At 63.5% G+C, this 25,316-nt stretch carries 24 protein-coding genes (1 of these 24 only partly in view); 23 read left to right on the forward strand and 1 reads right to left on the reverse strand.

Annotated features, from left to right (window positions below; genetic code table 11):
- Window positions 1–136 precede the first annotated feature (136 nt).
- The 22 genes from argS to H351_RS13490 all read left to right on the forward strand — a co-directional run bounded on the left by argS (window position 137) and on the right by H351_RS13490 (window position 23,469).
- Window positions 137–1,789, forward strand: a complete 1,653-nt coding sequence (argS, locus tag H351_RS13385) for an arginine--tRNA ligase (RefSeq protein WP_029255707.1) — start codon at window positions 137–139, stop codon at window positions 1,787–1,789.
- Entirely contained in the window at window positions 1,786–3,207 is a 1,422-nt protein-coding gene (gene lysA, locus H351_RS13390) for a diaminopimelate decarboxylase (protein ID WP_029255706.1), read from the forward strand. Before argS ends, lysA begins: the two co-directional genes overlap by 4 nt.
- Window positions 3,204–4,517: a homoserine dehydrogenase gene (locus H351_RS13395; protein ID WP_007726192.1), complete on the forward strand. Its 1,314-nt coding sequence runs from the start codon at window positions 3,204–3,206 to the stop codon at window positions 4,515–4,517. The genes lysA and H351_RS13395 overlap by 4 nt, the downstream gene beginning before the upstream one ends.
- Window positions 4,514–5,596, forward strand: coding sequence for a threonine synthase (gene thrC, locus H351_RS13400; protein WP_029255705.1), 1,083 nt, complete (start codon window positions 4,514–4,516; stop codon window positions 5,594–5,596). Before H351_RS13395 ends, thrC begins: the two co-directional genes overlap by 4 nt.
- A gap of 44 nt (window positions 5,597–5,640) precedes the next feature.
- Complete coding sequence (thrB, locus tag H351_RS13405; protein ID WP_007726194.1) at window positions 5,641–6,585, forward strand: homoserine kinase; 945 nt, start codon at window positions 5,641–5,643, stop codon at window positions 6,583–6,585.
- Between the two features lie 503 nt (window positions 6,586–7,088).
- Window positions 7,089–9,227 (forward strand): transcription termination factor Rho, encoded by a 2,139-nt coding sequence (gene rho, locus H351_RS13410; RefSeq protein WP_021344853.1) that lies wholly within the window; start codon window positions 7,089–7,091, stop codon window positions 9,225–9,227.
- A gap of 226 nt (window positions 9,228–9,453) precedes the next feature.
- Window positions 9,454–9,690: a 50S ribosomal protein L31 gene (gene rpmE / locus H351_RS13415; protein WP_003941310.1), complete on the forward strand. Its 237-nt coding sequence runs from the start codon at window positions 9,454–9,456 to the stop codon at window positions 9,688–9,690.
- Window positions 9,691–9,836: 146 nt separating this feature from the next.
- Window positions 9,837–10,916, forward strand: a complete 1,080-nt coding sequence (gene prfA, locus H351_RS13420; protein ID WP_003941341.1) for a peptide chain release factor 1 — start codon at window positions 9,837–9,839, stop codon at window positions 10,914–10,916.
- A 77-nt stretch (window positions 10,917–10,993) separates the two neighbouring features.
- Window positions 10,994–11,926: a peptide chain release factor N(5)-glutamine methyltransferase gene (gene prmC / locus H351_RS13425; RefSeq protein ID WP_019749178.1), complete on the forward strand. Its 933-nt coding sequence runs from the start codon at window positions 10,994–10,996 to the stop codon at window positions 11,924–11,926.
- Window positions 11,923–12,585, forward strand: coding sequence for an L-threonylcarbamoyladenylate synthase (locus tag H351_RS13430; protein ID WP_003941345.1), 663 nt, complete (start codon window positions 11,923–11,925; stop codon window positions 12,583–12,585). The genes prmC and H351_RS13430 overlap by 4 nt, the downstream gene beginning before the upstream one ends.
- A 2-nt stretch (window positions 12,586–12,587) precedes the next feature.
- A complete protein-coding gene (locus H351_RS13435) occupies window positions 12,588–13,913 on the forward strand; it encodes a serine hydroxymethyltransferase (protein WP_019749177.1) in 1,326 nt (441 codons plus the stop codon).
- Window positions 13,910–15,097, forward strand: coding sequence for a glycosyltransferase family 4 protein (locus H351_RS13440; protein ID WP_029255704.1), 1,188 nt, complete (start codon window positions 13,910–13,912; stop codon window positions 15,095–15,097). Before H351_RS13435 ends, H351_RS13440 begins: the two co-directional genes overlap by 4 nt.
- A gap of 32 nt (window positions 15,098–15,129) precedes the next feature.
- Entirely contained in the window at window positions 15,130–15,600 is a 471-nt protein-coding gene (locus tag H351_RS13445; protein WP_019749175.1) for a Cg1360 family ATP-synthase-associated protein, read from the forward strand.
- A gap of 280 nt (window positions 15,601–15,880) precedes the next feature.
- Entirely contained in the window at window positions 15,881–16,708 is an 828-nt protein-coding gene (atpB, locus tag H351_RS13450; RefSeq protein ID WP_019749174.1) for a F0F1 ATP synthase subunit A, read from the forward strand.
- 83 nt (window positions 16,709–16,791) lie between these two features.
- Window positions 16,792–17,034, forward strand: coding sequence for an ATP synthase F0 subunit C (locus tag H351_RS13455; RefSeq protein WP_003941327.1), 243 nt, complete (start codon window positions 16,792–16,794; stop codon window positions 17,032–17,034).
- Window positions 17,035–17,041: 7 nt separating this feature from the next.
- Window positions 17,042–17,599, forward strand: a complete 558-nt coding sequence (locus H351_RS13460) for a F0F1 ATP synthase subunit B (RefSeq protein ID WP_019749173.1) — start codon at window positions 17,042–17,044, stop codon at window positions 17,597–17,599.
- Window positions 17,600–17,604: 5 nt separating this feature from the next.
- Complete coding sequence (locus tag H351_RS13465) at window positions 17,605–18,429, forward strand: F0F1 ATP synthase subunit delta (protein ID WP_003941304.1); 825 nt, start codon at window positions 17,605–17,607, stop codon at window positions 18,427–18,429.
- Window positions 18,430–18,491: 62 nt separating this feature from the next.
- Window positions 18,492–20,135: a F0F1 ATP synthase subunit alpha gene (gene atpA, locus H351_RS13470; RefSeq protein WP_019749171.1), complete on the forward strand. Its 1,644-nt coding sequence runs from the start codon at window positions 18,492–18,494 to the stop codon at window positions 20,133–20,135.
- Window positions 20,136–20,183: 48 nt separating this feature from the next.
- A complete protein-coding gene (locus tag H351_RS13475) occupies window positions 20,184–21,167 on the forward strand; it encodes a F0F1 ATP synthase subunit gamma (RefSeq protein ID WP_003941320.1) in 984 nt (327 codons plus the stop codon).
- Between the two features lie 3 nt (window positions 21,168–21,170).
- Entirely contained in the window at window positions 21,171–22,622 is a 1,452-nt protein-coding gene (atpD, locus tag H351_RS13480; RefSeq protein ID WP_003941349.1) for a F0F1 ATP synthase subunit beta, read from the forward strand.
- A gap of 6 nt (window positions 22,623–22,628) precedes the next feature.
- Window positions 22,629–22,997, forward strand: a complete 369-nt coding sequence (locus H351_RS13485) for a F0F1 ATP synthase subunit epsilon (protein ID WP_019749170.1) — start codon at window positions 22,629–22,631, stop codon at window positions 22,995–22,997.
- A 49-nt stretch (window positions 22,998–23,046) separates the two neighbouring features.
- Window positions 23,047–23,469, forward strand: a complete 423-nt coding sequence (locus tag H351_RS13490; protein WP_029255703.1) for a DUF2550 domain-containing protein — start codon at window positions 23,047–23,049, stop codon at window positions 23,467–23,469.
- A gap of 10 nt (window positions 23,470–23,479) precedes the next feature.
- Here H351_RS13490 and H351_RS13495 read toward each other — a convergent pair whose 3' ends face one another.
- Window positions 23,480–24,052 carry a cob(I)yrinic acid a,c-diamide adenosyltransferase gene (locus tag H351_RS13495; RefSeq protein WP_020908291.1) on the reverse strand — a complete coding sequence of 191 codons (573 nt, stop codon included), beginning with the start codon at window positions 24,050–24,052 and terminating at the stop codon, window positions 23,480–23,482.
- A gap of 54 nt (window positions 24,053–24,106) precedes the next feature.
- Here H351_RS13495 and murA point away from each other — a divergent pair, with 54 nt between their 5' ends.
- Window positions 24,107–25,316, forward strand: the 5' portion of a protein-coding gene (gene murA / locus H351_RS13500; protein WP_003941314.1) for a UDP-N-acetylglucosamine 1-carboxyvinyltransferase. 50 nt of this gene lie beyond the right edge of the window; the window shows 1,210 of its 1,260 coding nt (coding positions 1–1,210); it begins with the start codon at window positions 24,107–24,109; its stop codon lies beyond the right edge, outside the window.

Raw genomic sequence — 25,316 nt, forward strand, 5'->3', positions numbered from 1 at the left:
CACTGTACTTTCCGAGTCTGAGGGCAAACTTTGAGAGTGGCGTGCGACACGCCACAGCGGCCCCGCGCACGTTCACGGAGAGCGAGGCGTGAGGCGAGTCTCCACTTCCGGTGTGCAGGCAATAGGATGAATACCTGTGACTCCAGCTGACCTTGCCGAACTGCTCCGCGGAACCGCAGCGAGCGTCCTTGCCGATCGTGGCCTCGACGTATCCGTGCTGCCCGAAACCCTTACCGTCGAGCGACCACGCAACCCCGAGCACGGCGATTACGCCACCAACATTGCCATGCAGGTAGCCAAGAAGGTCGGCACCAATCCCCGCGAGCTGGCGGGCTGGATCGCCGAAGCCCTCACCGCTGCCGACGGAATCGAATCCGCCGAGATCGCCGGACCCGGCTTCCTCAACATTCGGTTGGACAAGGACGCCCAGGGCGCGATCGTCGTGTCGGTTCTCGAAGCCGGTGCGTCGTACGGCTCGGGTGACTCCCTCGCCGGCAAGAAGATCAACCTCGAGTTCGTCTCGGCCAACCCCACCGGACCGATTCACCTCGGTGGAACCCGTTGGGCTGCAGTCGGAGACGCGCTCGGACGCATTCTGTCCGCGCAGGGTGGATTGGTCACACGTGAGTACTACTTCAACGATCACGGTGCCCAGATCGACCGCTTCTCGCGTTCACTGATCGCTGCAGCGAAGGGTGAACCTGCTCCGGAAGACGGTTACGCCGGTGCATACATCGCCGACATCGCCGCCTCGGTTCTGAAGCAGCGTCCCGACGTCATGGAGCTGCCCGCCGACGAGCAGCAGGAAACCTTCCGCGCCATCGGCGTCGAATTGATGTTCACGCACATCAAGCAGACCCTCCACGACTTCGGCGTCGACTTCGACGTCTACTTCCACGAGAACTCGCTCTTCGAATCCGGTGCGGTCGAGAAGGCCGTCGAATCCCTCAAGGGTTCGGGCAACCTCTTCCACGAAGACGGTGCGTGGTGGCTCAAGAGCACCGACTACGGCGACGACAAGGACCGCGTCGTCATCAAGAGCGACGGCAACGCCGCCTACATCGCCGGTGACATCGCCTACTTCCAGAACAAGCGCGCCCGCGGGTTCGACCTCTGCATCTACATGCTCGGTGCCGACCATCACGGATACATCGGCCGTCTCAAGGCTGCCGCGGCCGCATTCGGCGACGATCCGGACACCGTCGAGGTGCTGATCGGCCAGATGGTCAACCTCGTCAAGGACGGCACTGCCGTCAAGATGAGCAAGCGCGCAGGCACCGTCATCACCCTCGACGACCTGGTCGAGGCAATCGGCGTCGACGCCTCGCGTTACGTCATGATCCGCTCGTCGGTCGACTCGAGCATCGACATCGATCTCGACCTGTGGACCAAGACCAGCAGCGAGAACCCCGTCTACTACGTCCAGTACGCGCATGCACGCCTCGCGGCGATCGCTCGCAACGCCGCGGACCTCGGTCTGTCCGCCGACGCGAGCAACCTCGCCCTGCTCACCGTCGAGCAGGAGGGTGACCTCATCCGCACGATCGGCGAGTACCCACGCGTCGTGTCGAGCGCGGCGAATCTGCGTGAGCCGCACCGTATTGCCCGCTACCTCGAAGAACTCGCGGGTGCGTACCACCGCTTCTACGGCGCGTGCCGCATCCTTCCGCAAGGCGACGAAGACGCCACCGACGTGCACCGCGCGCGTCTGGCTCTCTGCGCCGCCACCCGACAGGTCCTGGCCAACGGCCTCGAACTGCTCGGCGTCACCGCACCGGAGCAAATGTGAACGCGCACCCCGCCGGCCCCAAGCATGCCGAGCAGTTGCAGGCCCCCGGCTTGCCCGACCGTCCTGCCAGCCCCGAAGCCTTCGGTGAACTCTCACCGCAGGTGTGGCCGCGCAACGCTTCTCGCGGCGACGACGGTGAAGTGACCCTCGCGGGTGTCAAGGTCGGTGAACTTGCCGAGAAGTACGGCACCCCGCTGTTCGTCATCGACGAGGACGACTTCCGCTCGCGTTGCCGCGACATGGCCCGCGCCTTCGGCCCGGATGCCAAGGTGCACTACGCATCCAAGGCATTCCTCTGTGGCGAGATCGCACGCTGGGTCGCCGACGAAGGCCTCTCGCTCGACGTCTGCTCCGGCGGCGAACTGGCGATCGCGTTGCACGCGGACTTCCCGGCCGAGCGAATTGCCATGCACGGCAACAACAAGTCAGTCGCCGAACTGGCCGCTGGTGTCGCCGCGGGCGTCGGGCATGTCGTGCTCGACTCGGCGATCGAGATCGACCGACTCGATCGTGTCGCCGGTGAGGCCGGTGTCGTACAGGACGTGTTGATCCGACTGACCGTCGGCGTCGAAGCGCATACCCACGAATTCATCTCCACCGCACACGAGGACCAGAAGTTCGGTTTCTCGCTGGCCGGGGGAGCGGCGATCGACGCGGTCCGTCGCGTCTTCGCTGCCGACAACTTGCGACTGGTCGGCCTGCACAGCCACATCGGTTCGCAGATCTTCGACGTCGACGGTTTCGAGGTGGCAGCGCACCGCGTGATCGGTTTGCTCCGCGACGTCGTCACCGAGTTCGGAGTCGAGAAGACCAAGCAGATTTCGATCATCGACCTCGGCGGCGGCATGGGGATCTCGTACATCCCCTCCGACGACCCGCCGCCCGTCGACGAACTGGCAGCAAAGCTCGGCCACATCGTGCGCAACGAGTCCGTACTGGCCGGATTGCCGGAGCCGACGCTTGCCGTCGAACCCGGCCGCGCCATCGCCGGACCTGGCACGGTGACGCTCTACGAGGTCGGCACCATCAAGGACGTCACGGTGGGTAGCTCGCTGACACGCCGCTACATCAGCGTCGACGGCGGGATGAGCGACAACATCCGCACGTCCCTCTACGGTGCGGAGTACGAAGCCAAGTTGGTTTCGCGAACTTCCGAGGCTGATCCCGTCGTTGCACGTATCGTCGGTAAGCACTGCGAGTCCGGTGACGTGGTCATTCGGGACACCTGGATGCCCGAGGACGTCGGGCCCGGTGATTTACTAGCGGTAGCAGCGACCGGTGCATACTGCTATTCGATGTCGAGCAGGTACAACCTGCTCACCCGCCCAGCCGTGGTGGCGGTGCGTGACGGAGTCTCACGCGTGATTCTGCGGAGGGAAACAGTGGAAGATCTGCTCAGCTTGGAGGTATCGCAGTGACGAGCGAATCGGCGCATCGCGCTATCGGTGTGGCCGTTCTCGGCCTCGGCAACGTCGGGAGCGAGGTCGTCCGGATCATTCGTGAGCAGGCCGAGGAACTCGAAGCTCGCGTCGGCGCCCCGTTGGAACTGCGGGGAGTTGCCGTCCGCCGTATCGGCTCGGACCGCGGAATTCCCGAGGAACTGCAGACGACGGACGCCGAGTCCCTGGTCGGTCGTGACGACGTCGACATCGTGGTCGAGGTGATCGGCGGAATCGAGCTCCCTCGCAAGCTGATTCTCTCTTCCCTCAACTCCGGTAAGTCGGTCGTGACCGCCAACAAGGCGCTGCTCGCGGACCACACCGGTGAATTGGCGGAGGCTGCAGAGGCCAACTCTGTCGACCTGTACTTCGAGGCCGCTGTTGCCGGTGCGATCCCCGTGATCCGCCCGCTCACACAGTCGTTGGCCGGAGACCGTGTCAACAAGGTCGCCGGAATCGTGAACGGCACCACCAACTTCATCCTCTCCGCGATGGACGAGACCGGCGCCGACTACGAAGAGACCCTCGCCGAAGCCGGACGCCTCGGATACGCGGAAGCCGACCCGACCGCGGACGTCGAAGGCTACGACGCCGCGGCGAAGGCTGCGATCCTCGCGTCGATCGCGTTCCACACCCGCGTCACTGCCGCGGACGTGTACCGCGAAGGAATCTCCACGATCACCTCCGCCGACCTGGCGTCGGCGAAGGCACTCGACTGCACGATCAAGTTGCTCTCGATCTGCGAGCGCATCGTCACGCCCAAGGGCAAGGAGCGGATTTCTGCTCGCGTGTACCCGGCGCTGGTTCCGCTCAGCCATCCGCTGGCCTCGGTCAACGGCGCGTTCAACGCCGTTGTCGTGGAAGCAGAGAACGCCGGCCGGCTCATGTTCTACGGCCAGGGCGCTGGCGGCGCCCCCACCGCTTCCGCGGTGATGGGTGACCTGGTGATGGCGGCGCGCAACAAGGTTCACGGCGGCCGCGGCCCCCGCGAGTCCAAGTACGCCAAGCTCAAGGTCGCCCCGATGGGCGACATCCTCACGCGCTACTACGTGAACATGGAGGTCGCGGACAAGGAAGGTGTGCTGTCCGCAGTCGCCGCCGAGTTCGCCAAGCACGGCGTGAGCATCTCCGTCGTCCGCCAGGAGGGCGCCGGCGCCGGCGCGCGTCTGGTGGTCGTCACTCATGTAGCAACCGACGCGGCTCTCTCCGAGACCGTGGCGGCCCTCAACGAACTCGAATTCGTCACCGCTGTGACCAGCGTGCTGCGACTGGAAGGCACTGAACAATGACCGGCATCGTCAACCCCGTCCACAAGGCATGGCCGGGTCTCATCGAGGCATACCGGGACCGTCTCGCGATCGGTGACAACTGGAAGACCGTCACCCTGCGCGAAGGTGGCACCCCGCTCCTGCCGGCCGGCCACCTCTCCGAGATCACCGGCTGCGACGTCTACCTCAAGGTCGAGGGTCTCAACCCCACCGGTTCCTTCAAGGACCGCGGCATGACGATGGCCGTCACCGACGCCTTGGCCCGTGGCCAGCGCGCAGTTCTGTGCGCGTCCACCGGCAACACCTCCGCCTCGGCCGCTGCGTATGCAGCTAAGGCAGGCATGACCTGCGCCGTGCTCATCCCGCAGGGCAAGATCGCCATGGGCAAGCTTGCGCAGGCAGTCATGCACGGCGCCAAGATCATTCAGGTCCAGGGCAACTTCGACGACTGCCTCGAGCTGGCACGCAAGACCACGGCGGAATTCCCCACCATCGGTCTGGTCAACTCCGTCAACCCGGTGCGCATCGAAGGTCAGAAGACCGCGGCATTCGAGATCATGGACGTGCTCGGCAAGGCTCCCGACGTGCACGCTCTCCCGGTCGGAAACGCAGGAAACATCACCGCGTACTGGCGCGGATACTCCGAGTACTACGCGGACGGTCTGACCACGGTCAAGCCCCGCATGCTCGGCGTCCAGGCAGCCGGTGCGGCTCCGCTGGTCAACGGCGCACCCGTCAAGGACCCCGAAACCATCGCTACCGCAATCCGAATCGGTTCCCCCGCTTCCTGGAACGGCGCTGTCGCCGCGAAGGAAGAGTCGAACGGTGCATTCCGTGCCGCCACCGACGAGAAGATCCTCGAGGCTTACCGTCTGATCGCCGCCACCGAGGGCGTCTTCGTCGAACCGGCGTCGGCAGCCAGTGTCGCCGGCCTGCTCGCCGCACGTGCAGAGGGCTGGCTCGAGCGGGGCCTGACCGTCGTGTGCACGGTGACCGGTAACGGTCTCAAGGATCCTGACACGGCTTTGAAGGGTATGCCGAACGTCGAGCCGATCGGTGTCGATCCCGTTGCCGTCGCGGCTGCCCTCGAGCTTGCATAGTGTCCGTGGATTCATCGACCACTCCGCGGAATCCGGTGTCTGACATGACTATAACCCTGCCTATCGGCCTTTCGGTGACTGCTCGCGTCCCGGCCTCGAGTGCAAACTTGGGGCCGGGGTTCGACACCCTCGGTCTGGCGTTGGGGTTGTACGACGAAATCGTGGTCACCACAACGGATTCGGGCCTTCAGATTCGCGTCGAAGGTGAAGGCGCTGCCGACGTACCTTGGGGTCCTTCGCATCTCGTGGTTCGCGCTATCGAGCGCGGTCTCGAAGCGGCCGGGGTGTGGGCCAGTGGCCTGGACGTGTTGTGCCGCAACGCGATCCCGCACTCGCGCGGGTTGGGATCCTCGGCTTCTGCGGCTGTCGGCGGACTGGCAGCAGCCAACGGTCTGGCGCGCGCACTCGATGCCGAGATCGGCTTGACGGAAGAGCAGTTGGTTCAACTCTCGTCCGAGTTCGAAGGTCACCCGGACAATGCGTCTGCCAGTGTTCTCGGTGGCGCAGTCGTCTCGTGGAGTTGCCCACCGGCCGTCGAAGGCGACGAGCCGATCTACTCCGCGGCGAAACTCGATGTCCATCCCGACATCCGTGCTGTGGCACTGGTTCCCGAGGAGCGGTCGTCCACCGCACACACTCGTGGCCTCCTGCCCGAATTGGTTCCGCACCAGGATGCCTCGTTCAACGCGAGCCGCAGCGCGCTGGCTGTCGTTGCGCTCACTGCTCGGCCCGATCTGTTGATGGCAGCCACCGAGGATCGCCTGCATCAGGCGCAGCGCGCACCCGCACTGCCGCTCACGACGCGATGGATCGGGATCCTGCGCGAGGCGGGCATTGCCGCGACTGTTTCGGGAGCAGGCCCCACCGTGTTGGCGCTCAGCACAGAGCCTTTCCCCGTCGAGCTCGCCGAAGCGGCGCGGGCAGACGGACTACGTGTGCTCGAATTGGACATCGCCGACGGCGTCGAAGTATCCACGACGACGGTCTGATCCCTGCCTTGGTCCTGGTGATCGCCCACTACCGATCGGTAGTGAACTGACACACCCAGTCGTCCAAATTCTTGCCGGACTCAGGTTTGGACGCTATCCTGGGCTATGTCCGTACATCGTGCGCGTCAGTCGCCGGTGCATCACCAGGGGGCAAAACTCCTTCCCAATCGGGGTCCACAGTCCTTGGCATGATTCTCGCAGGCATGATCCTCACGCTTGTACCTTCTCCGAAGGTTTGAATCCTCCGCGGATCGAACACTCAGAGGTTCCATATCTCTGGGGTTCAACACACGGGGGAGTGAATCGTCGACGAAGGCGCGTTGGGCAGGTTTGCGAGCGCATGAAAAGTTTGAGGCGAGAGTTTCCGACAATCATGTGACGGCGGACAAGCCGGCAGTTCTGGACAGCAACCACGTACGGCACCACCGAGTTCGGTATTCAATCGAACTGCGGGACGAACCCTCGACTTTGCGCAGTGCGAGTGAGGGAAGGAAAGGACCTCCGTGACCGATACGGACCTCATCGCCACTTCTGCACCCGCCGGGTCGGAATCAGGCGACAATTCTCAGGCGTCATCTTCAGCATCGAACGGTGCGGTGGCGACCTCCACGAAGCGTGCCGAGACGCGCCGTGGTGCCGGACTCTCCGGCATGGTGCTCACCGAACTCCGCACTCTTGCGGGTGAACTGGGCATCAAAGGCACTTCCGGCATGCGCAAGGGCGACCTGATCGCAGCCATCAAGGAGCGCCAGGGCGGCAGCGCAAAGGCTGCACCCGCACAGAGCGAACTCACTCTCGACGACGCACCCGTTGCGCGCACTCGTGCCAAGAGCACCCGCGCCGCACGCACCGAAACCCCCGCAGCCGAAACGGCTCCCGCGGCAGAATCCGCTCCTGCCGAGGCAGCGCCTGCGCGTACCGAATCCGCCGAGGATTCCGATCAGAGCGCACCCCGTCGTGGACGTCAGCGTCGCGGCGCCGCTCGTCGTGCAGGTTCACCCGACCAGGGTGAACTGAGCATCGAGCAGGACACTCCTTCGGCAAAGTCCGATGCGGACACCTCGAAGGCCGCCGATACCTCGAAGGTCGCCGAGACCGCCAAGGCTGAGGCTCCGGCCGAGCGTCCTGCGCGCACCGAGGGCAAGTCCGACGCTGATCAGGCTCCCGCCGAGCAGGGCAACGAGCGTCCCCGCCGCGAGCGCAACCGGGACAATCAGGGCCAGCGAGACAACCAGGGCCAGCGCGAGAACCAGGGCAACCGGGGCAACCAGGATCGCCAGGATCGCCAGGACCGTCAGGATCGCGGCAATCAGAACAACGCCGGCCAGAACAACGCCGGTCCGCGTACGGACAACCGCAACAACGGACCGGACGACGACGAAGAGGGTGGACGCGGACGCCGCGGACGCCGTTTCCGCGAGCGCCGTGGCCGTGGTCGCGACCGCGGTGAGGGTGGCGCACCCAACGATTCGCGTGAGACCGAAATCCGCGAGGACGACGTCCTTCAGCCGGTCGCCGGCATCCTCGACGTGCTCGACAATTACGCCTTCGTGCGTACATCCGGGTACCTCGCCGGTCCCAACGACGTCTACGTCTCCATGAACCTGATCCGCAAGAACGGCCTTCGCCGTGGTGACGCCATCACCGGTGCCGTCCGCGTCTCGCGTGACGGTGAGCAGGGCAGCCAGCGTCAGAAGTTCAACCCGCTGGTCCGCATCGACACGGTCAACGGCGGCGACGTCGAGGCCGCGAAGAAGCGCCCCGAGTTCAACAAGCTCACGCCGCTGTACCCGAACCAGCGACTGCGCCTCGAGACCGAGCAGCACATTCTCACCACGCGTGTCATCGACCTGGTGATGCCCATCGGTAAGGGCCAGCGCGCCCTCATCGTGAGCCCGCCCAAGGCCGGTAAGACCAGCGTGTTGCAGGCGATCGCGAATGCCGTCGCCACCAACAATCCTGAGTGCTACCTGATGGTCATCCTCGTGGACGAGCGTCCCGAGGAAGTGACCGACATGCAGCGCAGCGTGAAGGGTGAGGTCATTTCCTCCACCTTCGACCGCCCGCCGGGAGATCACACCGCAGTTGCCGAGCTGGCAATCGAGCGTGCGAAGCGCCTGGTCGAGATGGGTAAGGACGTCGTCGTACTGCTCGACTCCATCACGCGTCTGGGTCGTGCGTACAACAACTCCTCGCCTGCGTCCGGACGCATCCTCTCCGGTGGTGTCGACTCGACGGCGCTCTACCCGCCGAAGCGTTTCCTCGGCGCTGCCCGCAACATCGAGAACGGCGGATCGCTCACCATCATCGCCACCGCGATGGTCGAGACCGGATCCACCGGCGACACCGTGATCTTCGAAGAGTTCAAGGGCACCGGCAACGCCGAGCTCAAGCTCGATCGCAAGATCGCCGAACGCCGCGTGTTCCCGGCCGTGGACGTCAACCCGTCCAGCACGCGTAAGGACGAGCTGCTCCTGAGCCCGGACGAAGCTGCGGTGCTGCACAAGCTCCGCCGCGTCCTGTCCGGTCTGGACTCGCATCAGGCCATCGATCTGCTGATCGATCGACTGAAGAAGAGCAAGAACAACCTCGAGTTCCTGATGCAGGTCTCCAAGACCGCACCGGGTGCGATCGACGACTGATCGACTCGACGTCAAAAGGTCCACAACCAGCTGGTTGTGGGCCTTTTGCGTGGGCGGAACAAAACCGAGGGGCAGTGCGTTGACAACTTCGTACAGCCACCCCGAGGCGTGCGAGACGCGGATTATCTGGTGAGGTACCGCATCTGGCATACTGAACGGCCGAGTCCGGTTCCGGTTCACGATGTCGATTGGCGACGTCGACCCGGCGACCATTGAAAGGGACACCATGAAGGCAGGAATCCACCCAACCTACGTAGCGACCACCGTCGTCTGCGGTTGCGGTAACACGTTCGAGACCCACAGCACCAAGGAGTCCGGACGCATCAACGTCGAGGTTTGCTCGCAGTGCCACCCGTTCTACACGGGCAAGCAGAAGATTCTCGACACCGGTGGACGCGTCGCTCGCTTCGAGGCTCGCTACGGCAAGCGCGCAGACAGCAAGGTCCCGGCCACCGAGTCCTAGCTGTTCCGCCGACGCCCGATCTGCCATGCGCAGATCGGGCGTCGGCTTTTTTGTGCCTGCACTCGGTTTGCGCGTTTCCCGGGTCCCGGCGTCGAAATACCTTCAAGCGCGCACCGTAGGAATCGAAACTCAGAGCGGAGCGAACCATGGCAGGCGCAACCCAGCCCTCGGCCATCGACGACATCTTGGCGGAGCACGCCGGTCTCGAAGCGCAGATGTCCGATCCAGCGCTGCACAACGACCCTGCCGCTGCCAGGCGCGTCGGTAAGCGGTTCTCCGAGCTCTCGCCGATCATGTCGACGTACAACAAGCTCACGGCTGCGCAGGACGATCTGGAAGCTGCGCGCGAACTCGCCGCCGACGATTCCAGCTTCGCCGCCGAGATCCCCGATCTCGAAGCCGAGGTCGCGCAGCTCGAGCAGACGCTGACCGATCAGTTGGCGCCGCGTGATCCGCATGACGGCGACGACATCGTCCTCGAAGTGAAGTCCGGTGAGGGCGGCGAAGAATCCGCGCTCTTCGCCTCGGACCTGGCCCGCATGTACGTCCGCTACGCGGAACGGCACGGCTGGCGCGTCGAGATCCTCGACGCGACGGTCTCCGATCTCGGCGGATACAAGGAAGCCACGCTGTCGATCAAGAGCAAGTCAGATACCCCGGACGGAGTGTGGGCGAGGCTCAAGTTCGAGGGCGGGGTTCACCGCGTCCAGCGAGTGCCCGTCACCGAATCCCAGGGACGCGTTCACACTTCGGCCGCCGGCGTTCTGGTCTACCCGGAGCCCGAAGAGGTCGAGCAGGTCCAGATCGACGAGAGTGACCTGCGTATCGACGTCTACCGTTCGTCCGGCAAGGGCGGTCAGGGCGTCAACACCACCGACTCCGCGGTTCGAATCACGCACCTTCCGACCGGCATCGTCGTCACCTGCCAGAACGAGCGCTCGCAGCTCCAGAACAAGGCGCGTGCCATGCAGGTGCTTGCAGCCCGTTTGCAGGTAGTCGCCGAGGAAGCCGCGGACGCAGAAGCGTCGGCAGGTCGCCAGAGTCAGGTTCGGACGGTGGACCGTTCGGAGCGCATCCGCACCTACAACTTCCCCGAGAACCGCATCACCGATCACCGCATCGGATTCAAGTCGCACAACCTCGACGCGGTGCTCGACGGTGAGCTCGACGCACTTCTCGACGCATTGGGCAAGGCGGACCGAGAGGCGCGTCTCGCGGCCGAGTAGATGCAGACCATGACTGACCTCCGTCCCGCCGGGAACTCGGTGAACCGCGTGTCGGTCGAGCGTGGCAGGCTGTACCCGTGAGTCGACTTCCACTTCGTTTGGCGCTGATCGAAGCTGCAAAACAGCTCGACGCTGCAGGTGTGCCCAGCCCACGCACCGACGCCGAGTTGTTGGCATCCCACCTGCTCGGCGTCGAACGCACGCGTCTCGGTCTGATTCCGTTGGTCGATCCCGAGGTCATCGCCGCGTTCGACGAGTTGGTTGCGCAACGCGTGAAGCGGATTCCGTTGCAGCACATCATCGGAGTCGCATCGATGGGCAACATCGACGTCGCTGTCGGTCCGGGTGTCTTCATTCCGCGGCCCGAAACCGAATTGCTCATGGGTTGGGCGCTCTCGTTCCTCGAAGGTTGCGGAAGCAAGCCGCCGGTAGTTCTGGACCTGTGCACGGGATCGGGTGTACTCGCGCTGTCCATCGCCGAGGCCCGTCCAGACGCCGTCGTTCACGCCGTGGAGAAAGAGCCCGCCGCGTTGGCATGGGCGCGTCGTAACGCTGCCGACCGCGAGGCGGCCGGTGATACACCGATCCATCTGCATCAGGGTGATGTCACCGATCGGAACCTGTTGCCAGGGCTCGAGGGCGGCGTCGATCTGGTCGTGTCCAATCCGCCGTACATCCCCGAAGGCGCGCAATTGCAGCCTGAGGTCATGGATTACGACCCGCACACCGCGTTGTTCGGTGGCGCCGACGGTCTGTCCGTCATCAAACCCATGATCAGCAACATCGCGCGGTGGCTTCGAATCGGCGGCGCGGCAGGCATCGAGCACGACGACACCAACGGCGACGGCGTCGCTGCGCTGTTCTCGGCGCGCCGGGTGTTCGGCGACGTTGCACAGCATCCCGATCTTGCCGGTCGTCCGCGTTTCGTCGTCGCCAGACGTGTCGCCACCGACGTCGAAGCGCAGCGGAATCGAACGCCCGAAGTGCAGAGTGAAAGGATGGCTGAGTGAGCACCGTGTACGACTGCAGTCAGACAGATTCCCGAACCGCAGGCTTGGCCGCCGCGAAGAACGCGCTCAAGGCCGGCCGACTCGTAGTTCTCCCTACCGACACCCTTTACGGACTCGCCGCGGACGCGTTCGACAGCGAAGCTGTCACGAGTCTGTTGCGCGCCAAGGGACGCGGGCGAGACATGCCCGTCCCGGTACTGGTCGGATCGTGGAACACCATCGACGGGCTCGTCTACAGCGTGCGCCCCCAGGCCCGGGATCTGATCCGCGCGTTCTGGCCCGGCGGACTGAGCTTGGTCGTCGAGCAGGCGCCTTCACTTGCCTGGGACCTCGGTGATACCCGCGGAACCGTCATGCTCCGCATGCCCTTGCACCCGGTTGCTCTCGAACTGTTGCGCGATGTCGGACCGCTTGCCGTCTCGAGCGCCAACATTTCGGGGCGTCCGCCGGCAACTACCGTCGAGGAAGCCCGAGATCAGCTCGGCGGATCTGCCAGCGTGTACCTCGACGGAGGCAAGGCCGAACACGCCGTTGCTTCCACGATCGTCGACCTGACCGGCAATTCACCGCGTATCTTGCGAGTGGGTGCCGTCTCGGCAGAATCCATCGCCGAGGTATTGGGCACCAGTCCGGAAAGCCTCGTAGAGGGAGTTTCGTAACGATGGTCGGCGCCGGCGGCGAGCGCGCGGGGGAATCCACGTATTGGGGACCGGATTTCGGTGAGCTTGCCACGGCAGACCCCGAGATCGCGGCTGTTGCGCTGGCCGAACTCGAGCGTCAGCGCGGCGGGCTTCAACTCATCGCGAGCGAGAACTTCACCAGCCCCTCGGTACTGGCTGCCTTGGGTTCGACCCTGAGCAACAAGTACGCCGAGGGCTATCCGGGTCGGCGTTACTACGGCGGGTGCGAGTACGTCGACGTAGCCGAGAATCTGGCGATCGACCGGGCAAAGGCACTGTTCGGCGCCGAGCACGTCAACGTCCAGCCGCATTCGGGGGCCACCGCGAATCTCGCGGTGTACGCCGCATTCGCCAAGCCCGGCGACACCGTATTGGCGATGAGTCTGCCGCACGGTGGGCATCTGACTCACGGGTCTCGGGTCAGCTTTTCGGGGCAGTGGTTCACCACCGTTCCCTATCACGTCGATTCGGCCACCGAATTGATCGACTACGACGAGGTTCGCACCCTGGCTCTGGCGCACAAACCGAAAATCATCATCGCCGGCGCGACCGCGTACTCCCGAACCATCGACTTCGCAGCCTTCCGGTCGATCGCGGACGAGGTGGGTGCGATCCTGTGGGTCGATGCCGCCCACTTCATCGGACTCGTGGCAGGCCGGGCGATACCGTCGTGTGTTCCGTATGCCGACGTGGTCTCCGCGACGACGCACAAGGTCCTCAGAGGCCCGCGCGGCGGAATGATCTTGTGCCGCAGCGAGCATGCCTCGGCTGTCGATCGCGCGGTGTTCCCCTTCATTCAAGGCGGCCCGATGATGCATGCGATCGCTGCGAAGGCGGTTGCCTTCAAAGAAGCGTCGACGCCGGAATATCGTTGGTATGCACAGGAAGTGGTTGCCAATGCGTCGGCGCTCGCGCAGTCGTTGGAAGCTCGCGGCCTGCGCACCGTGTCCGGTGGAACCGACACGCATCTGGCGCTTCTCGACCTGCGCGCAAGCGGTGTCACCGGAGTCGACGCCGAGCGTAGGTGCGGACTGGCTTCGATCACGCTCAACAAGAACGCGATTCCGTTCGATCCGCAGTCGCCGGCCGTCACGTCCGGAATCCGCGTCGGATCCGCGGCCGTGACGACCCAGGGATTCAACACGTCCGACATGAGCGTCGTGGGGGAGTTGATCGCGCGTGCAGTCGTAGCGGATCCAGCCACCACGTCAGGGGAGGCCGAGTTGGCATCAGTTGCCGACGGCGTTCGCGAACTGGTACGGGCAAAGCCTGCCTATCCCCGCCAGACGGGTGATCTCGCGCAGTGATCACTTCCTACGAGGCGACCACGTATCTGGCACAGGGCGGCGGGGGAGCGGGTGTTCCCATCCGTGAACTGTTGCTCGTGCTGTGTACGGCGGCGGTAGTGACATACCTGGCGACTGGCGCAGTCCGGTTGTTGGCGCTGCGGTTCGGCGCCGTCGCCATACCGCGTGATCGGGACGTTCACGTCGAGCCGATTCCGCGCCTCGGTGGCGTCGGAATGTATATCGGCATGGTTGTCGGTCTGCTGTTCGCGCAGCAATTACCGGCGCTCACAAGAGGTTTCGGCTTCGGTAGTCCAGATGTACACGCTGCGCTCGTAGCGGGCGCCGTCATCGTCCTCGTGGGCGTGATCGACGACAGGTGGGGTCTCGACGCTCTCACCAAGTTCGTGGGTCAGGTGACTGCTGCCGGAGTTCTTGTGGTGATGGGCGTCAGTTGGTTCATCATCTACAACCCTTTCGGTGGTGGCGGTGGGTCCACGATCATCCTCGATCAGATTCAATCGGGACTGTTCACGGTGGCTATCGCCGTGGCGACCATCAACGCGATGAACTTCGTCGACGGTCTCGACGGATTGGCCGCCGGTTTGGGCCTCATCGCGGCCTTGGCGATCCTCATCTTCTCGATCGGTCTGCTCCACGATCAGGGCGGCGACGCGAGTGTCTACCCGCCGGCGATGATCGCGGCGGCCTTGGCAGGCGCTTGTCTCGGTTTTCTTCCGCACAACTTCAATCCAGCGCGCATTTTCATGGGCGATTCCGGGTCGATGTTGATCGGTCTGATGCTGGCTGCGATCTCGACCAGCGCGTCCGGTCGTATTCCGCTCGCTGCCTACGGAACCCGCGACCTCGTCGGCCTTCTCGCGCCGTTGTTGCTGGTCGGAGCTGTGATGTTCATCCCCATGCTGGACATGCTCCTGGCCGTGATCCGCCGGACGAAAGCGGGCGTCAGTCCGTTCAGTCCGGACAAGATGCACCTGCATCATCGCCTCCTGCAAATCGGACACACGCACCGACGGGTTGTGCTGGTCATCTACCTGTGGGTCAGCGTTCTGGCTTTCGGTGCCGTCGGATCCTCGCTGCTCAATCGACAGCTGGTTGTCGTTCTGGTTGCGGCCGGGTTGGTCATCGCCTTGTTCTTCACCGCGGTGCCGTCCCTGATCGATCGCAAGCAACAGCGTCGCTAGCCAAGTTTCCCGATCCATTACCCTTGGGCATCGTGACGAACACGCCGCAGCCTGTACCTGCCTCGCAACCCATCCCTGATTCGACCGCCGCCATGAAGTCGGCCGTGAAGTGGGGTGTGATGGGGCTGATCGCGCTGGCCGTGGTCGGCGCGCTCCTGGGCGGGCTCTTCGCCGGCAAGGAAGGCGTCTACGGCGCTTTGATCGGCGCAGCCGTCGGCGGCGGGTTCATCCTGTTCACGGCGCTGGGCGTGCTGCTCACAGCGAAGTTGCCTGCGCTCACGGCCGGTGCAGTTCTTCTCGGCACGTGGCTGCTGAAGATGATTCTCGCGATGGTTGTTCTCTTTGTCCTCTCGGACATGGATTTCTACAACAAGACCGCTCTCGTCCTGGTCATCATCATGTCGCTGGTCGTCGTGCTCGGTGCGGAGACATACGGCGTTCTCGGAACCAAAACTCCGTACGTCGATCCCACTCCCAGCAGCAACGTCGACGACGACGAGTAGTACTACAAGAGGTAACTAATCGGACTTCCAGGTACCCCATCTACACAATGTCGTAGATGACTTGATAAGGTTCGGTTCAAGCGAGAGCAATGGTGGGCCGAGTTACACTCAGCCGACGATGCCATGTGCTCGCAGGTGGTCGAAATTCTGACCACTGAGTCGACGAGAGTCGCCGACACCGACAGACGCCAGGCCCCTCTAGGGTTCTCCAGCTGCTGACGAATGCGCGAGTCGAACTTGTCGACTTGTAGATCGTCAATGTCCGATCGAACCGCAGTCAATGATGGCTGCGGACCGACTACGGGAGAGAACGCTGAGCGTCACCACCCTGGCCGCGGATGAATTCCATGCGCCGTCACTAGACGATTTTTTCCCGCCCTCCGTGTTGATTCACGCGGGCCCCTTCGAGCTCGACCGTCTGATGCTGATTCGTCTGCTGATGTCGGTGCTGGTCGCAGCCTTCTTCGTGATCGCGATGCGCAGCCCTCGATTGGTTCCCCGTGGGATGCAGAACGCCGCTGAGCTTGCGCTCGACTTCGTTCGTATCAACATCGCCGAGGAGATCCTGGGCAAGGAACAGGGCAAGCGCTTCCTGCCGGTCATCACGACGATCTTCTTCATCGTGGTCGCCAGCAACATGGCCAGCATCATTCCTTTCCTGAACATCTCGCCGAACGCACGAATCGGTATGCCCCTGGTACTCGCGGCGCTCGCCTACATCGTGTTCAACTACGTCGGAATCAAGAAGTACGGCTTCTTCAAGTACGTCAAGAGCAGCATCGTCGTTCCCGGCGTTCCGCTGCCCCTGCACTTCTTGTTGGTGCCCATCGAGTTCATCTCGACCTTCATCCTGCGCCCGTTCACGCTGATGGTTCGTCTCATGGCCAACATGTTGGCCGGCCACATCCTGCTGGTGCTGTTCTTCAGCGCGACGAACTACTTCTTCTTCGTGTCCGGCGGATTCCAGGCGATCTTCGGCGTTCCGTCGATCATCGCCGGTATCGCATTCACGTTCTTCGAGCTGCTGGTCATCTTCCTGCAGGCTTACGTGTTCGCGTTGCTGACCGCGGTGTACATCGAACTGGCGCTCCACGCCGACGAGCACTGACCTTTTACCTCCTCACCAGCTACACCAAGAACTGAGCCTCTTGCCGAATCCGGCAGAGGTCAACAGAAAGGGAATGGAACACCATGAGCATCGCTTACCTCGCTCAGGAAGTTGTCGAGACCAAGTCGCGCGGCTACGGAGCCATCGGCTACGGCCTCGCAGCAATCGGCCCCGGCATCGGCGTGGGCATCGTTGTGGGCAAGGCAATCGAAGGCATGGTCCGCCAGCCCGAGATGGCCGGCCAGGTTCGTACCACCATGTTCCTCGGTATTGCATTCACCGAGGCCCTCGCATTGATCGGCCTTGTCGCCGGTTTCATTTTCTAAGACAGACATGGGAGCCACCTTCGCAGTGCTCGCGGCAACAGAGGAGACACACAATCCTCTCTTGCCCGAGACATACGACATCGTGTGGTCCGCGGTTGCGCTCGTCGTAGTCGGTTTTGTCTTCTGGAAGCTCGTTCTTCCGAAGTTCCAGAAGGTCTTGGCCGAACGCACCGAGCAGATCGAGGGCGGCATCAAGAAGGCCGAAGACGCACAGGCAGAGGCAGCGGCCGCGCTCGAGCAGTACCGCGCGCAGCTCGCCGAAGCTCGTACCGAGGCAGCGCAGATCCGTGAGGAAGCGCGTACCCAGGGTCAGCAGATCATCGCTGACATGAAGGTTCAGGCGCAGGACGAGAGCGACCGCATCGTGGCCGCAGGCCACAGCCAGCTCGTCGCCCAGCGTCAGCAGATCGTCGCTGAGCTCCGCTCGGATCTCGGCAAGACCGCTGTAGACCTGGCCGAGAAGGTCATCGGGGAGTCTCTCGCCGACGACGTGAAGCGCGCCGGAACGGTTGATCGTTTCCTCAACGAGCTCGACACCGTCAGCGCTGATTCAGCCAGGAAGTGAGCAACATGTACGCAGCGAGCCGTGAAGCCTTGGCGCAGACTCGTTCTGCGCTGAGCAGTGCCCTGGGCGCCGTCTCTGCAGGAGCCGCAACTGCTGCTTCTGCTCAGGCTGGGTCCGAGCTCTTCTCGGTGGTCGAGGTACTCGACGGCCAGCGCGCTCTTCGCAGCGCGCTGGCTGACGCTTCGGCACCGGCCGCTGGTCGCCAGGCTTTGGCAGAGCAGTTGTTCTCCGGAAAGGTCGGCGCCGAGGCGCTCGCCACCGTGAAGGCAGCTGCAGGCCAGGACTGGTCTGCGGCCCGCGACTTGGTCAACTCGCTCGAACTGCTCGGACGCGAAGCTCTGCTCCGCGCCGCAGCCGATCAGAGCCAGTTGGACACCGTTGAGGACGAGCTCTTCCGTCTCGGTCGCATCGTGGCAGGGGATCCCAGCCTGGAGCAGACGCTCTCGGATCTGTCGGTTCCCGCAGCCCGCAAGCGTGAGTTCCTCTCCCGCTTGCTCTACGGCAAGGTCACTGCGGTCACCGAGGCACTCGCCGGACAGGCCGTCGGCCGGTTGAAGTCTGCACCCGCAGACACTTTCGATCAGCTGTCGAATCTTGCCGCAGCGCAGCGCGATACCACCGTTGCTCACGTTCGCAGCGCCTCGGCGTTGAGCTCGGAGCAGTCGGATCGCTTGGCCAGCACTCTTACCCGCACCTACGGGAAGCCGGTAGCAGTACACGTCGAGGTTGATCCAGAACTCCTCAGCGGCTTGGTCGTCCGGGTGGGCGACGAGGTTATCGACGGCAGCGCAGCGGGTCGACTCGCAGCACTGCGGAAGAACCTCAAGTAGTCCTTCAGCCGAACACATACTCCAGATCTTTTCGAAGACCAGACACCGAGAGCAGGAAAAACATGGCGGAGCTGACGATCTCCTCCGACGAGATCCGTAGCGCGATCGACAACTACACCGCGAGCTACTCCCCGGAGGCCTCCCGTGAGGAGGTCGGCACAGTGACCGACACCAGTGACGGCATTGCGCACGTCTCTGGCCTGCCTTCGGCTATGTCCAACGAGCTGTTGGAGTTCCCCGGTGGAATCGTCGGCGTCGCGCTCAACCTGGATGCCACCGAAATCGGTGCCGTCATCCTTGGCGATTACCAGAACATTCAAGAAGGCCAGGAAGTAAAGCGCACGGGCGACGTTCTGTCGGTTCCCGTCGGCGATGCTTTCCTCGGCCGCGTCATCGACCCGCTGGGTGCGCCCATCGACGGACTCGGCGAGATCGAGAGCACCGAGAACCGTGCACTCGAGCTCCAGGCCGCTTCGGTGCTCGAGCGCCAGCCGGTCGAAGAGCCGCTCCAGACCGGTATCAAGGCTATCGACGCCATGACCCCGATCGGCCGCGGCCAGCGCCAGCTCATCATCGGCGACCGCAAGACCGGCAAGACCGCGGTCTGCATCGACGCCATCCTGAACCAGAAGGCCAACTGGGATTCCGGCGATGTCAACAAGCAGGTGCGCTGCATCTACGTTGCCATCGGTCAGAAGGGTTCCACCATCGCGGGCGTCAAGGCTGCCCTCGAGGAGAAGGGCGCGATGGAGTACACCACCATCGTTGCTGCTCCGGCCTCTGATTCCGCAGGCTTCAAGTGGCTCGCACCGTACACCGGCTCGGCCATCGGCCAGCACTGGATGTACCAGGGCAAGCACGTTCTGGTCGTGTTCGACGACCTGACCAAGCAGGCAGAGGCGTACCGCGCCATCTCGCTGCTGCTTCGGCGCCCGCCGGGACGCGAGGCTTACCCCGGTGACGTCTTCTACTTGCACTCCCGTCTGCTGGAGCGTTCGGCGAAGCTGTCCGACGCACTCGGCGGTGGCTCGCTGACGGCTCTGCCGATCATCGAGACCAAGGCGAACGACGTCTCGGCGTACATCCCGACCAACGTCATCTCCATCACCGACGGTCAGGTGTTCCTCGAGTCCGACCTGTTCAACAAGGGCGTTCGCCCCGCGATCAACGTCGGTATCTCGGTCTCCCGCGTCGGTGGCGCTGCACAGACCAAGGGCATGAAGAAGGTTTCCGGTTCGCTACGTCTGGAACTGGCTCAGTTCCGTGAGCTCGAAGCGTTCTCCGCTTTCGCATCCGACCTCGACGCTGCCTCCAAGGCTCAGCTCGAGCGCGGTGCCCGTCTGGTCGAGCTGCTCAAGCAGGATCAGTACAGCCCGATCCCTGTCGAGGACCAGATCGTCTCGATCTACCTCGCCGGCGAAGGCATCTTCGACAGCGTTCCGATCGGTGACGTCCGTCGCTTCGAGAAGGAACTGCTCGAAGACCTCAAGCACTCGGCTGCTGGCGTCTACTCCAGCATCAACGGCGGTAAGGCACTCGATGCCGACAACGCTGCTGCGCTGATCGCTGCAACGAACAAGTTCAAGGAAGGCTTCATCGCATCCGACGGAAGCCGGGTCGTGAACGAGGCCGAGGCTGACGCTTTGGGCGCCGACGAGGTCGAGAACGAGCAGATCAACGTCAAGCGCAAGACCGTCAGCAAGTGACGTACGCGCCCATGACACTGCGAATTCCGAAGGGAGAGTGATTGATCGATGGCGAGCATTCTCGAATTGCGGTCTCGTATCAAGTCGGTCAACTCGACCAAGAAGATCACCAAGGCACAGGAACTGATCGCGACTTCGCGTATCACCAAGGCTCAGATTCGCGTCGCCGCGTCCAAGCCGTATGCCGAGGAGATCACGAAGGTACTCACCGAATTGGCGAGTGCGTCTGCTTCGCTCGATCACCCGTTGCTCAACGAGCGCCCGGAGCCCAAGCGGGCTGCGGTCCTCGTTGTCACCAGTGACCGCGGCATGTGTGGTGGCTACAACTCCAACGTCCTCAAGCAGGCAGAAGAGCTCATGGCTCTCCTCCGCAGCGAGGGCAAGGAGCCGGTCGTGTACGTGCTCGGTTCCAAGGGACTCGGCTACTACACGTTCCGCGGCCGCGACATCGGTGCTGCGTGGACGGGCTTCTCGCAGGATCCGGGTTACTCGGATGCAGCGAAGGCCAGCCGCCACCTGGTGGAGCTGTTCATGGCTGGTTCGGGTAACCAGGTTGCCGCTCCGAACGGTGAAGGCACGATCGAGGGCGTCGACGAACTCCATATCGTCTACACCCGCTTCGTGTCGATGCTGACGCAGACTCCCGAGGTTCGCCGTATGGCTCCTCTCGAGGTCTTCGTGTCGGAAGAGCGCATCGAACTCGGTGACGACATGCTGACCAACGGCCACGACGACGACCATGACAATGGCCCCGTCGCGGACTTCAGCTTCGAGCCCGAGCCCGAGAAGCTTCTCGGTGCTCTTCTCCCGAAGTACGTCAGCACTCGTATCTTCTCGTCGCTTCTCGATGCTGCGGCATCGGAGTCGGCAGCCCGTCGTACCGCCATGAAGGCCGCGACGGACAACGCAAACGAACTGGTGAACACGTTGAGCCGTCAGGCCAACCAGGCTCGCCAGGCCCAGATCACCCAGGAAATCAGCGAGATCGTCGGCGGCGCCAACGCGCTCGCCTCGAGCGCAGGAAGTGACTAGCACATGACCGCAGCAGTAACCGAAAACAACGGGGCAGGTTCGGCTTCGGCCGTAGCCGGCCGCGTCGTGCGGGTCATCGGTCCCGTCGTGGACGTTGAATTCCCGCGTGGCGCTGTTCCTGAACTGTTCAACGCCCTGAACGCCGAGATCACGCTTCCCTCGGTCGCCAAGACGCTGACGCTCGAGGTTGCACAGCACCTCGGTGACAACCTGGTCCGCACCGTCTCCATGCAGCCCACCGACGGCCTCGTCCGCGGCACTGCAGTGACCGACTCGGGCAAGCCGATCTCGGTTCCCGTCGGTGACGTCGTCAAGGGCCACGTGTTCAACGCCCTGGGCGATTGCCTCGACACCCCCGGTCTCGGCCGCGACGGCGAGCAGTGGGGCATCCACCGCAAGCCACCAGCCTTCGATCAGCTCGAAGGTAAGACCGAGATCCTCGAGACCGGCATCAAGGTCATCGACCTTCTCACCCCGTACGTCAAGGGTGGAAAGATCGGCCTGTTCGGTGGCGCCGGCGTCGGCAAGACCGTTCTGATCCAGGAAATGATCACGCGTATCGCTCGCGAGTTCTCGGGCACCTCGGTGTTCGCAGGCGTCGGTGAGCGTACCCGTGAGGGCACCGACCTCCACCTGGAAATGGAAGAGATGGGCGTCCTCCAGGACACCGCCCTTGTCTTCGGCCAGATGGACGAGCCGCCCGGAACGCGTATGCGCGTCGCCCTGTCCGCACTGACGATGGCGGAGTACTTCCGCGACGTTCAGGGCCAGGACGTCCTGTTGTTCATCGACAACATCTTCCGCTTCACGCAGGCAGGTTCCGAGGTTTCCACCCTCCTCGGCCGTATGCCTTCGGCAGTGGGCTACCAGCCCACGCTGGCGGACGAGATGGGTGAGCTCCAGGAGCGCATCACCTCGACCCGCGGTCGCTCGATCACCTCGCTGCAGGCTATTTACGTGCCCGCCGACGACTACACCGACCCCGCGCCGGCTACGACGTTCGCGCACCTCGATGCCACCACCGAGCTCTCGCGCCCGATTTCGCAGATGGGTATCTACCCCGCTGTGGATCCGCTGAGCTCGACCTCCCGCATCCTGGAGCCCGGCATCGTCGGTGCCGAGCACTTCCGTGTTGCCAACGAGGTCAAGCGCATCCTGCAGAAGTACAAGGAACTGCAGGACATCATCGCCATCCTCGGTATGGACGAGCTTCAGGAAGAGGACAAGGTCCTCGTCGGCCGCGCCCGTCGTATCCAGAAGTTCCTCGGCCAGAACTTCATCGTTGCCGAGAAGTTCACCGGTGAGCCCGGCTCCGTCGTGCCGCTCCGCGACACGATCGAAGCCTTCGACCGCGTCTGCAAGGGCGAGTTCGATCACCTGCCCGAGCAGGCATTCAACAGCTGCGGTGGACTCGACGACGTCGAAGCTGCAGCCAAGAAGATGGCCGGGAAGTAGTCCACGATGGCTGAGATGACCGTAGAACTCGTTGCCGTCGAGCAGCGCTTGTGGTCTGGTTCGGCGACGCTGGTCAGCGCTCAGACCACTGAGGGCGAAATCGGCATCATGCCCGGGCATGAGCCGGTCCTCGGCCAGCTGATCGAGGGCGGAACCGTGTCGATCACCCCGGTCGACGGCGAGCGTATCGTTGCTGCAGTACACGGAGGGTTCCTCTCCGTCACTGCGACGACGGTGACGATTCTTGCCGAGTCCGCGGACATGGCACAGGACATCGACGTCGAGGCAGCCAAGGCTGTCTTGGCCGAGAACTCGGGCGACCTCGAAGCGATTGCGGTCGCCAAGGGTCAGCTCCGGGCCGTCGAGCGCGCGTAAGTTACTCGAGTAAAGCCGCGACGGGAGCCGACGAACAGTGACATTCGGAATGACTGTGTTGATCATTCTGGTTGTGCTGCTCGCGGTTCTCGTCGCGGCTTTTCTGTATCGTCTGCTGGTTCTACGTCGCGGCGGTACCGCTGCACTGCTTCGTGTTCTGCCATCCCCGGGGGACAGCGGGTGGCGTCACGGAATCATTCGCTACGGCGAAAGCACCTTCGTCTTTTTCAAACTGTCGAGTCTGCGGCCGGGCCCGGACTCCAGGATTGATCGTCAAGGAATCGAGGTCGAGAGCCGTCGCTCTCCCTCGGGTACCGAATTCGACATCATGAGCGACGACATCGTCGTGGTCAAGGTCAACGACGGATCGTCGGCCTACGAAATCGCCTTGGACAGTGGAGCATTGACAGCTTTCCTGTCCTGGGTCGAATCACGGCCGGACGGGCGCGCCCGTAGGCGACGCACCGCCTGACCGGTCCCGCTCAAGCCCCGGCGCCGGGCTTCCAGAGCACATCGCCTTCAGGATTTGCCACTCTTCCCATGATGAAGAGCAGATCCGACAATCTGTTGAGATATTTCGCGGGGAGGACGCTGGTGTCTTCCGGGTTCGCATCGATGGCGGACCAGGCCGCACGCTCCGCACGCCGCGAGACGGTTCTTGCTACGTGAAGCAGGGCACCCAGGGCAGTTCCACCGGGCAGAATAAACGAATTCAACGGCGCCAGTTGCTCATTGAGCTCATCGCACCATCCTTCGAGTCGATCGATATAGGCCTGAGTCACTCGCAGCGGTGGGTACTTCGGGTTCTCGACGACAGGGGTGGACAGGTCGGCCCCCGCGTCGAAGAGGTCGTTCTGGATCTGGCGCAGCATCGCGAGCAGATTCTCCGGGGGTGTGCCGAGGGCAACGGCCACACCGATCGCCGCGTTGGTCTCGTCGCAATCCGCATAGGCGACCAGACGCGGATCGTTCTTGGAGACTCGCGAAAAATCACTGAGGCCGGTGGTCCCGTCGTCGCCGGTCCGGGTGTAGATCTTCGTCAGGTGAACAGACATAGGGCTACGGTACCGGCGCGGTGCCGACGAGGTTGTGGCTCTAGGCTGTGAACCGTGAGTGAGCACTTTCTTGTGACCGGGGGTAACCGCCTCGAAGGTGAAGTACTGGTGGGAGGGGCCAAGAACAGTGTGTTGAAGCTGATGGCCGCTGCGCTGTTGGCCGAAGGCACCACTGTGGTGACCAACTGCCCGGACATTCTCGACGTGCCCCTGATGGCGGACGTCTTGCGAGGGCTGGGCTGCGAGGTCGAACTCGAAGACTCCGAAGTGCGGATCACGACGCCGGCCGAGCCGAAATATCACGCTGATTTTGACGCGGTCAAGCAGTTTCGGGCGTCGGTGTGTGTGCTTGGTCCGCTGGTCGCGCGTTGTCGACGCGCTGTTGTCGCACTTCCTGGCGGCGATGCGATCGGTTCGAGGCCACTCGACATGCACCAATCCGGGCTCCGCCTGTTGGGCGCGCGTAGCGAAATCGAACACGGATGTGTCGTTGCCGAGGCAGACGACCTTCACGGCGCGAACATTCGCCTGGTCTTCCCGTCTGTGGGTGCAACCGAGAACATCTTGATGGCAGCAGTGCTCGCCCGAGGTGAAACGGTGATCGACAACGCTGCACGTGAGCCCGAGATCGTGGATCTCTGCAACATGCTCAACGAAATGGGCGCCAAGGTATCGGGCGGCGGAAGTTCGACGCTCACCATTCAAGGCGTCCGCAAGTTGGAACCGACTACGCACCGTGTCATCGGTGACCGCATCGTTGCCGCAACATGGGGTGTCGCTGCCTCCATGACCAGGGGCGACGTCCGCGTTCGCGGGGTGAATCACAAGCATCTCGGGTTGGTCCTCGACAAGCTTCGGACAGCCGGCGCGGAGGTGACTCCCGAGGTAGACGGTTTCCGTGTCATCCAGCGTGAACGGCCCAAAGCAGTCAATTTCGCGACATTGCCTTACCCCGGATTCCCGACCGACCTGCAGCCGATGGCAATCGGTTTGGCGGCGGTTGCCGAGGGCACGTCGATGATCACCGAGAACGTATTCGAATCGCGTTTCCGATTTGTCGAGGAAATGATCCGACTCGGCGCCGACGCTCGTACCGACGGTCACCATGCTGTGATCCGCGGAGTTCCAGTGCTGTCGAGTGCGCCGGTGTGGTCTTCGGACATTCGGGCAGGCGCCGGGCTCGTGCTTGCCGGGTTGGTCGCGGACGGAACCACCGAAGTCCACGACATCTTCCACATCGACCGTGGGTACCCGCGTTTCGTCG

Origin of the sequence: Rhodococcus erythropolis R138, assembly GCF_000696675.2 — a bacterium.
GTDB classification, from domain to species: domain Bacteria; phylum Actinomycetota; class Actinomycetes; order Mycobacteriales; family Mycobacteriaceae; genus Rhodococcus_F; species Rhodococcus_F erythropolis.